This window comes from Kitasatospora sp. NPDC008050 (assembly GCF_042957465.1).
GTDB lineage: Bacteria > Actinomycetota > Actinomycetes > Streptomycetales > Streptomycetaceae > Kitasatospora.
The window spans coordinates 18,236-28,513 of sequence record NZ_JBIBIJ010000038.1; the positions used below are offsets into that span (position 1 = coordinate 18,236).

Annotated in this window: 1 protein-coding gene; it reads left to right on the forward strand. The window is 73.1% G+C overall.

Annotation, left to right across the window (positions count from 1 at the left end; genetic code table 11):
- Positions 1-63: 63 nt before the first annotated feature.
- Positions 64-10,278 (forward strand): amino acid adenylation domain-containing protein (locus ACFZB9_RS36280; protein WP_391454356.1); only part of this gene is annotated, 10,215 nt, incomplete at its 3' end.

A 10,278-nucleotide genomic window follows, 5' to 3' on the forward strand; every position in this document is an offset into this window, starting at 1 on the left:
CAGAACCATGAATCCGTGCTGTCAGCCGACGGATTCGACACTGTCAGACAAGGGAGCGACAAGTTGGACGCCGCGGCATCGTCGAAGTCGGACCAGAACGTCGCCGGCCTGGGGGACCAGGGCGGCTCGCCCGAGGTAGTACTCGCCGGGCTGTTCGCCGAGGTGCTCGGCGTGGACCAGGTGGGCCCGCACGACGACCTCTTCGAGCTCGGCGGCCACTCACTGTCGGCCATCCGGCTGCTGGTGCGGATCCGCACCGTCATCGGCATCGAGCTGGCGATCAAGGACGTCTTCGACTGCTCCACCCCGGCCGCGCTGGCCAAGCGGCTGGCCGAGGAGGCCGGCGGTGACGCCCGCACCCCCCTGCGGCCCGTGCCGCGGCCACAGGCGGTGCCGCTCTCCTTCGCTCAGCGCCGGCTCTGGTTCCAGTACAAGCTGGAGGGCCGCTCGGCGACCTACAACGTGCCGCTGGTCCTGCGGCTGACCGGCACCGTGGACGCCGAGGCGCTGCGCGCGGCCCTGCGCGAGGTGATCGGGCGGCACGAGACGCTGCGCACCGTCTTCCCCGAGACCGATGGCGAGCCGCAGCAGCTGATCCTGGGCCCGGAGCGGGCCGAACTCCGCTGGGAGCAGCAGCCGGTGACCGAGGAGGAGCTGCCGTCGGCGCTGCGCGAGGCGGCCCGCTACGGATTCGACCTGGCCACCGAAACCCCCCTGCGGGCCTGGCTGTTCGAGACCGACGGCGAACACAGCACACTGCTGGTGCTGTTGCACCACATCGCGGGTGACGGCTGGTCGATGGCCCCGCTGGCCCGGGACCTGATGGAGGCCTACGCCGCGCGGGTCGATCAGCGCTCCCCGAAGTGGTCCGAACTCCCGGTCCAGTACGCGGACTACACCCTGTGGCAGCGCGACCAGCTCGGCGCGGCGGACGACCCCGAGAGCCTCTACGCCCAGCAGGTCGCCTACTGGCGCGAGGAGCTGGCCGACCTGCCCGGTGAGGTCAGCTTCCCTGCCGACCGCCCGCGGCCCGCCGTGGCCAGCTACCGGGGCGCCCGCGCCGGCTTCCGGCTGGACGGCGAACTGCAGCGGAACATCGTCGAGTTGGCCAACCGCACCGGCACCACCGTCTTCATGGTGCTCCAGGCCGGCATGGCCGCGCTGCTCACCCGGCTCGGCGCCGGCACCGACATCGCCCTCGGCAGCGGCGTGGCCGGCCGCACGGACGAGGCCCTGGACGACCTGATCGGCCTCTTCGTCAACACCTATGTGCTGCGCACCGACACCTCCGGCGACCCGAGCTTCGAGGAGCTGCTCGGCCGGGTCCGGGACCGCAGCCTGGCGGCCCACGAGAACCAGGACATCCCCTTCGAGAACCTGGTGGAGGTGCTCAACCCGCAGCGCTCCACCGGCCTCCACCCGCTGTTCCAGGTCGCCATGGTGCTCCAGAACAACCCCTCGGCGGAGTACCGGCTGCCCGACCTCCAGGTGCGCAGCGAGTTCGTGCCCACCGGCACCTCGCGATTCGACGTGCTGATCGAGATGTACGAGCGCCACGACGGGACCGGCGCGGCCACCGGCATCGAGACCTACGTCGAGTACGCCACCGACCTCTTCGACGCCGCGACGGTCCAGGGCCTGCTGGCCCGCTGGGCACGGCTGCTGGACCAGGCGGTGACGGACCCGGCGCTGCCCATCGGCGAGCTGGAACTGCTGTTGGCCGAGGAGCGCGAGCGGCTGCTGTCGGGCTGGAACGACACGGCGGCCGAGGTCACCGGGGCGACGCTGGCCGGCATGGTCGAGGCCCAGGTGCGGCGCGCGCCCGGCGCCCCGGCGCTGGTGACCGGTGAGCGGGAGTTCTCCTACGCGGAGCTGAACGCGCGGGCCAACCGGCTGGCGCACCTGCTGATCGGGCAGGGGGTGGGCCCGGAGCGGCTGGTGGCCGTCGAGCTGCCGCGCTCCGTCGAGCTGGTGGTGGCGGTCCTCGCGGTGCTGAAGGCCGGTGGCGCCTATCTGCCGGTCGACCCGGCCTACCCGGCCGAGCGGCGGGAGTTCATGCTGGCGAACGCCGCGCCGGTGCTGGTGCTGGACGAGGCGGCGCTGGCCCAGGACCTCTCGGCCTTCCCCGACACCGACCCCGGCATCGCCGTCGAGTTGGGGCAGCCGGCGTACGTCATCTACACCTCGGGCTCGACCGGTGTGCCCAAGGGCGTGGTGGTCTCCCACCAGGGTGTGGCGAGCCTGGCGCATGCGCAGGCCGAGCGGTTGGGCGTCGATTCCGGCAGTCGGGTGCTGCAGTTCGCCTCGCCGAGCTTCGATGCGGCGTTCTGGGAGCTGGTGCTGGCCTTCGGCTCCGGCGCGGCGCTGGTGGTGCCGCAGGAGGGCCGCCTGGTGGGTGAGGCGCTGCGGGCCGTGCTGGCCGACCAGGACGTCACCCATGTGACGCTGCCGCCCTCCGTCCTGGGTGGGGTGCCGGTGGGTGCGGAGTCGGCGCTGCCGTCGCTTGCCACGGTGGTGCTGGCCGGTGAGGCGGCGCCGCCGGAGCTGATCGCGCGCTGGTCGCGGGGCCGGAAGGTGGTCAACGCCTACGGTCCGACCGAGTCGACCGTCTGTGTCTCGATGAGCGATGCCTCGGCCGACGGCGTGGCGCCGATCGGCCACCCGGTCACCAACACCCGGGTCTTCGTGCTGGACGCGCTGCTGCGGCCGGTGCCCGCAGGCGTGGTGGGCGAGCTGTACGTGTCGGGGGCGGGGCTGGCGCGCGGGTATGCGGGCCGGGCCGGGCTGACGGCGGAGCGGTTCGTCGCTTCGCCGTTCGAGCCGGGCGCCCGGATGTACCGCACCGGTGACCTGGTGCGCTGGCGGGCGGACGGGCAGCTGGAGTTCGCCGGGCGGGCCGACGAGCAGGTGAAGCTGCGCGGGTTCCGGATCGAGCCCGGCGAGATCGAGGCGCTGCTGACCAGCGCGGCGGGCGTGCGCCAGGCGGTCGTGGTCGCCCGTGAGGACGTCCCGGGTGACCAGCGGCTGGCCGCCTATGTGGTGGCCGACCTGGCGGCGGCCGCTGCGGCCGCCGCCGAGGCGCAGGCCGAGGACGCGCAGGTCGCGGAGTGGCGTGACATCTACGACTCGGTCTACGCGGGCGCGGGTTCCGGTGCCTTCGGTGAGGACTTCTCCGGCTGGGACAGTTCCTACACCGGGCAGCCGATTCCGCTCGGCGAGATGCGGGCCTGGCGCGATGCGATCGTCGAGCGGGTGCGCGCTCTGGGCGGGAGCCGGATCCTGGAGCTCGGCGTGGGTGCCGGTCTGCTGATGGGGCATCTGGCCCCAGGGGTGGACGAGTACTGGGGCACCGACCTGTCCGGCGCCGTGATCGAGCGGTTGACGGCGCAGGTGGCGCAGGCCGGTCTGGCGGACCGGATCCGGCTTCGGGCGCAGCCGGCCGATGTGGTCGAGGGACTCCCCGCGGGGTACTTCGACACGGTGCTGATCAACTCGGTGGTGCAGTACTTCCCGGACGGGGAGTACCTGGCCCGGGTGGTGGACCAGGCGCTGGGTCTGCTGGCGCCGGGCGGGCGCCTGGTGGTCGGTGACGTGCGGCATGCCGGATCGGTGCGCGCTCTCCACACCGCTGTGCACAACGGGCGTGGTGCGGCTGCCCGTTCGGTGGTCGACCGGGCGGTGCTGCTGGAGAAGGAGCTGGTGCTGGCGCCGGAGTTCTTCACCGAACTGGCCCAGCGTGACGGGCGTGTTGGTGGTGTGGACATCCAGCTGAAGCGTGGTGACTACCACAACGAGCTGACCCGCCACCGCTACGAGGTCGTGCTGCACAAGGCGCAGTCCGAGGCGCTCGACGTCGCCGACCTGCCGCAGCTGGCCTGGACGCCGGAGTTCGACCTGGCCGACGTCTGCGCACCGACCCGCGTCACGGGCATCCCCAGCGCCCGGCTGGTGGCCGAGGTGGCCGCCGAGCTTCGCCTGGACGGCCTGGACACGGAGGAGTTCGGCGCGGCTCTGGACCCGGAGCAACTCGTGCTCCAGGGCGCCGAGTCGGGCCTGCGGGTGGTGGTGACCTGGTCGTCCCGTTCGGTCGCGCTCTTCGACGCCGTCGTGCTGCCCGCCGAGCAGAACACCACCGCCCTCGCGGGCGTCTACCGGCCCTCCCTCGCCGCCGGCCCGCGGGTCAACAACCCCGCGGCGGCCCGTGGCATCGGCGCGGTCGTCAAGGCGGCCCGCGAGCGGCTGGTCGAGCGCCTGCCGGAGTACATGGTGCCCTCCGCGGTCATGGTCCTGGACCGGCTGCCGCTGACCCCGAACGGCAAGCTCGACCGCAAGGCCCTGCCGGTGCCCGACTACGCGGCCACCGCCGCCGGCCGGGCCCCGCGCACCGAGCAGGAGACCGTGCTGTGCGGCCTGTTCGCCGAGATCCTGGGCATCGGTCGGGTGGGCATCGACGACAGCTTCTTCGACCTCGGCGGCCACTCCCTGCTCGCCACCCGCCTGGTCAGCCGCATCCGCACCGTCCTGGGCGTCGAACTGCCGATCAAGGACGTCTTCGAGGCGCCGACCGTGGCCCGGCTGGTGGAGCGGCTCAACCCGGCCGGCCGGACCCGCACCGCCCTGGCCGCGGTGGAGCGCCCCGCTGTGGTGCCGCTCTCCTTCGCCCAGCGCCGCCTGTGGTTCCTGCACAAGCTGGAGGGCCGCTCGGCCACCTACAACATGCCGCTGGCCTTCCAGTTGACCGGCACTGTGGACGCCGCGGCGCTGCGCACCACGCTGCTCGACCTGATCGCGCGGCACGAGACGCTGCGCACCGTCTTCCCCGAGGTCGACGGCGAGCCGCGCCAGGTGGTGCTCGACCCGGCCGACGCCGCGCTCGGCTGGGAGCGCCGCTCGGTCGGCGCCGCCGAGCTGCCCGCCGCGCTCGCCGAGGTGTCCCGCTACGGCTTCGACCTCGCCACCGACATACCCGTCCGGGCCTGGCTGTTCGACACCAGCCCCAGTGAGAGCGTCGTTCTCCTGCTGCTGCACCACATCGCGGCCGACGGCTGGTCGATGGGCCCGCTCGCACGGGACCTGTTCGCCGCCTACAGCGCCCGCTCGCAGGGCATCGCCCCGCAGTGGTCCGAACTGCCGGTCCAGTACGCCGACTACACCCTGTGGCAGCGCGAGCTGCTCGGCGCCGAGAACGACCCCGACAGCCTCTTCGGGCGCCAGGTCGACTACTGGCGGCGCCAGTTGCGCGATGTCCCGGAGCAGGTGGGCTTCCCCACCGACCGGCCGCGGCCCGCGGTCGCCTCCTACCAGGGCGAGTGCGTCGCCTTCGAGGTCTCCGGTGAGCTGCACCAGCGGATGGCGGAGCTGGCGCGCACCTCCAACGCGACCGTCTTCATGGTGCTGCAGGCCGCCATGGCCGCGCTGCTCACCCGGCTCGGCGCCGGCACCGACATCCCCCTCGGCAGTGGTGTCGCGGGCCGTACCGACGAGGCCCTCGGCGACCTGGTCGGCCTCTTCGTCAACACCTTCGTGCTGCGCACCGACACCTCCGGCGACCCGAGTTTCGCCGAGCTCCTCGGCCGGGTCCGGGAGGCGAGCCTGGCCGCCTACGCGCACCAGGACGTGCCGTTCGAGAACCTGGTGGAGCAGCTCAACCCGCAGCGCTCGACCTCCCACCACCCGCTCTTCCAGGTGGCGCTGGTCCTGCAGAACACCGAGCAGGGCGAGTTCACCCTCCCCGGCCTGCGGGTGCGCGCCACCGACGTCGACTCCGGCACCTCGCGGTTCGACATGCTCCTCTCGCTGACCGAGCGCCACGACGCCGCCGGCAACCCCGCGGGCATCGAGACCGTGGTGGAATACGCCACCGACCTGTTCGAACGCGCCACCATCGGGCGGCTCTTCGACCGCTGGGTGCGGCTGCTCGAAGCGGCGCTGGGTGACCCGGCCCGGCCGATCGGCACGGCCGGCCTGCTGACCGGGGCCGAGCAGCGGCAGTTGCTCACCGAGTGGAACGACACCCGGGCCGAGGTCCGTCAGGAGACGATGGCCGCCCTGCTCGAAGCGCAGGTGCGCCGCACCCCGGACGCCCCCGCGGTGCGCTTCGGCGGGATCACCCTCGGCTACGCCGAGTTGAACGCCCGGGCCAACCAACTGGCCCGCCATCTGGTGACCTTGGGCGTCGGCCCGGAGCGGCTGGTGGCCGTGGCCCTGCCGCGATCGGCCGAGACCGTGGTGGCGCTGCTCGCGGTGATCAAGGCCGGCGGCGCCTACCTGCCGCTGGACCCCGAGGACCCGGCCGAGCGGCTGGCGTACACGCTGGGCGACGCGCGTCCCCAACTGGCCATCGTCACCGGCGGATCCGACCTGGGCACGCTGGACGCGCAGCTGCCGCTCGTCGTCCTCGACGACCCGCAGACCGCCGCCGCGCTGGCCCGCCACTCCACCGCCGACCTCACGGACGCGGAGCGCACCGCCCCGCTGACCCCGGCGCACCCGCTCTACGTCATCTACACCTCGGGCTCCACCGGCCGCCCCAAGGGCGTGCTGGTCGAGCACCGCGGCCTGGCCAACAACCTGCAGTGGATGCAGGACGCCTACCCGGTGGGCCCCGGCGACGTGCTGCTGTTCCGCACCTCGGTGCGGTTCGACTCGGTCGGGCTGGAGCTCTGGTTCCCGCTGCTGTCCGGCGCGGCGATCTGCGTGGCGCCGGGCGATGTCATCCGCGACCCCCAGCAGTTGGTCGCCCACCTCGCCGCGAACGGCGTCACCGTCGCGCAGTTCCCGCCGTCGCTGCTCGCCAACCTGCCCAAGCCGCCCGCCGGGCACGCGGTCACCCGGATCTGGTCCAGCGGTGAGGCCCTGCGCCCCGAGCTCGCGGCCGAGATCAGCCGGACCTGGAACAGCGCCCTGTACAACCTGTACGGCCCGACCGAGATGACCATCCAGGTCGCCTCCTCCGTCTGGCAGGGCGGCGAGTCCGGGGCCAGTGTCCCGATCGGTCGGCCGACCTGGAACACCCGGATGTTCGTGCTCGACGCCGCTCTCCAGCCGGTGCCCGCGGGCGTGGTGGGCGAACTGTACGTCACCGGTGTCCAGGTGGCGCGCGGCTATGTGGGCCGGCCCGGGCTGACGGCGGAGCGGTTCGTCGCCTGCCCGTTCGAGCCGGGCGCCCGGATGTACCGCACGGGCGACCTGGTGCGCTGGCGCGCGGACGGGCAGCTGGAGTTCGCCGGGCGGGCCGATGAGCAGGTCAAGGTGCGTGGGTTCCGGATCGAGCCCGGTGAGATCGAGGCGCTGCTGACCGGCGCCGAGGGTGTCCGCCAAGCCGTGGTGATCGCCCGCGAGGACGTCCCCGGCGACCAGCGCCTGGCCGCCTACCTGGTGCCGGACCTGGCCGAGGCCGCCGCCTTCGGTGCCGCCGCGGGCACCGCCGCCGAGGAGGCACAGGTCGCCGAGTGGCGTGACATCTACGACACCGTCTACGCCGGCGCGGGCTCCGGTGCCTTCGGCGAGGACTTCTCCGGCTGGGACAGCTCCTACACCGGCGAGCCGATTCCGCTGGGGGAGATGCGGGCCTGGCGCGATGCCGTGGTCGAGCGGGTGCGTGCTCTGGGTGGCGGCCGGATCCTGGAGATCGGTGTCGGCTCGGGCCTGTTGATGGGGCATCTGGCCGCCGACGTGGCGGAGTACTGGGGCACCGACCTGTCCGCCGCGGTCATCGAGCGCCTGACGGGCCAGGTGGCCGAGGCCGGTCTGGCCGACCGGGTGCGGCTGCTGGCGCAGCCCGCCGACGTGGTCGACGGAATCCCGGCGGAGCACTTCGACACCGTGCTGATCAACTCGGTGGTGCAGTACTTCCCGGACGGGGAGTACCTGGCCCGGGTGGTGGACCAGGCGCTCGGCCTGCTCGCGCCCGGCGGCCGGGTGGTCATCGGTGACGTGCGGCACGCCGGCTCGCTCCGGTCGCTGCGTGCGGCCGTGCACAACGGGCGTGGTGCGGCTGCCCGTTCGGTGGTGGACCGGGCGGTGCTGCTGGAGAAGGAGCTGGTGGTCGCACCGGAGTTCTTCACCGAACTGGCGCAGCGCGATGCGCGGGTCGGTGGCGTGGACATCCAGCTCAAGCGTGGTGACTACCACAACGAGCTGACCCGCCACCGCTACGAGGTCGTGCTGCACAAGGCACCGCAGTCCGAGGCGCTCGACGTCGCCGGGCTGCCGCAGCTGGCCTGGACGCCGGAGTTCGAGCTGGCCGACGTTGCGGTTCCGACCCGTGTGACGGGCATCCCCAGCGCCCGGCTGGTGGCCGAGGTGGCCGCCGAGCGCCGCCTGGACGGCCTGGACGCCGAGGAGTTCGGCGCGGCCGTGGACCCGGAGCAACTGGTGCTCCAGGGCGCCGAGTCGGGCCTGCGCGTGGTGACGACCTGGTCGTCCCGCTCGATCGCCCTCTTCGACGCCGTCGTGCTGCCCGCCGAGCAGCACACGACCGCCCTCGCCGGCGTCTACCTGCCCTCCCTCGGCGCCGGGCCGCGGGTCAACAACCCGGTGGCGGCCCGTGGCATCGGCGCGGTCGTCAAGGCCGCCCGCGAGCGCCTGGTCGAGCGCCTGCCCGAGTACATGGTGCCGTCCGCGCTGGTGGTCCTGGACCGGCTGCCGCTGACCCCGAACGGCAAGCTGGACCGCAAGGCCCTGCCGGTGCCCGACTACGCGACGGCCGCCGGCGGCCGGGCCCCGCGCACGGTTCAGGAAGAGGTGCTGGCCGGGCTCTTCGCCGAGGTGCTGGGCATCGGCCGGGTGGGCATCGACGACAGCTTCTTCGACCTGGGCGGCCACTCGCTGCTCACCACCCGCCTGGTCAGCCGCATCCGCAGCGTGCTCGGCCTGGAGGTGCCGATCGCCGCCGTCTTCGAGTCCCCGACCGTCGCCGCCCTGGCCACCCGCCTGACCGACAACGGCCGCACGCGCACCGCGCCGGCGCCGATGCCCCGCCCCGCGGTGGTGCCGCTCTCCTTCGCCCAGCGCCGCCTGTGGTTCCTGCACCAGCTGGAGGGCCGCTCGGCCACCTACAACATGCCGCTGGCGCTGCGGCTCTCGGGTGGTGTGGACGCCGGGGCACTGCGCGCCGCGCTGCTCGACCTGATCGGGCGGCACGAGTCGCTGCGCACCGTCTTCCCCGAGGTCGGGGGCGAGCCGCACCAGTCGGTGCTGGCCGTCGAGGATGTGCGACTCGACTGGCAGCAGGTCGAAGTGACGGAGGATCAGCTCGCAGGCAAGCTGGCCGGGGCCGCCCGCTACGGCTTCGACCTGGCCGCCGAACTGCCCGTGCGCGCCTGGCTGTTCGAGATCAGCCCGCAGGAGAGCGTGCTGCTCCTGCTGGTGCACCACATCGCCGGCGACGGCTGGTCGATGGGCCCGATCGCCCGGGACCTGGTGGCCGCCTACACCGCCCGCTCGCAGGGCGAGGCCCCGCACTGGGCCGACCTGCCGGTGCAGTACGTCGACTACACCCTGTGGCAGCGCGAGCTGTTGGGCGAGGAGTCGGACCCGGAGAGCATCTACGCCCAGCAGGTCGACTACTGGCGCGGCCAGTTGGCCGGCCTGCCCGAGCAGGTGACCTTCCCCGCCGACCGCCCGCGTCCGGCCGTGGTCTCCTTCGAGGGCACCCACCTGGACTTCGCGATGGACGCGGAGCTGCACCAGCGCCTGGTCCGGCTGGCGCGGGGCTCCAACACCACGGTCTTCATGGTGTTGCAGGCCGCGATGGCCGCGCTGCTCACCCGGCTCGGCGCGGGGACCGACATCGCGCTCGGCAGTGGTGTCGCGGGCCGCACCGACGAGGCGCTCGACGACCTGGTCGGCCTCTTCGTCAACACCTTCGTGCTGCGCACCGACACCTCCGGCGACCCGGGCTTCGCCGAGCTCCTCGGCCGGGTCCGGGAGGCGAGCCTGGCCGCCTACGCGCACCAGGACGTGCCGTTCGAGAACCTGGTGGAGCAGCTCAACCCGCAGCGCTCGACCTCCCACCACCCGCTCTTCCAGGTGGCGCTGGTCCTGCAGAACGCCCCCGAGGGCGAGTTCCGGCTGCCGGACCTGCGGGTGACCCCCGAAGAGGTCGGCATCGGCCGGTCGCGCTTCGACATGCTGCTGAGCCTGGCCGAGCGCGCCGGTGAGCAGGGCGTGACCGGGACCATCGAGTACTCGACGGACCTGTTCGACCGCTCGACGGTGGAGTCGGTGCTGGCGCGTTGGGTGCGGTTGTTGGAGCAGGTGGTGGCGGATCCGTCG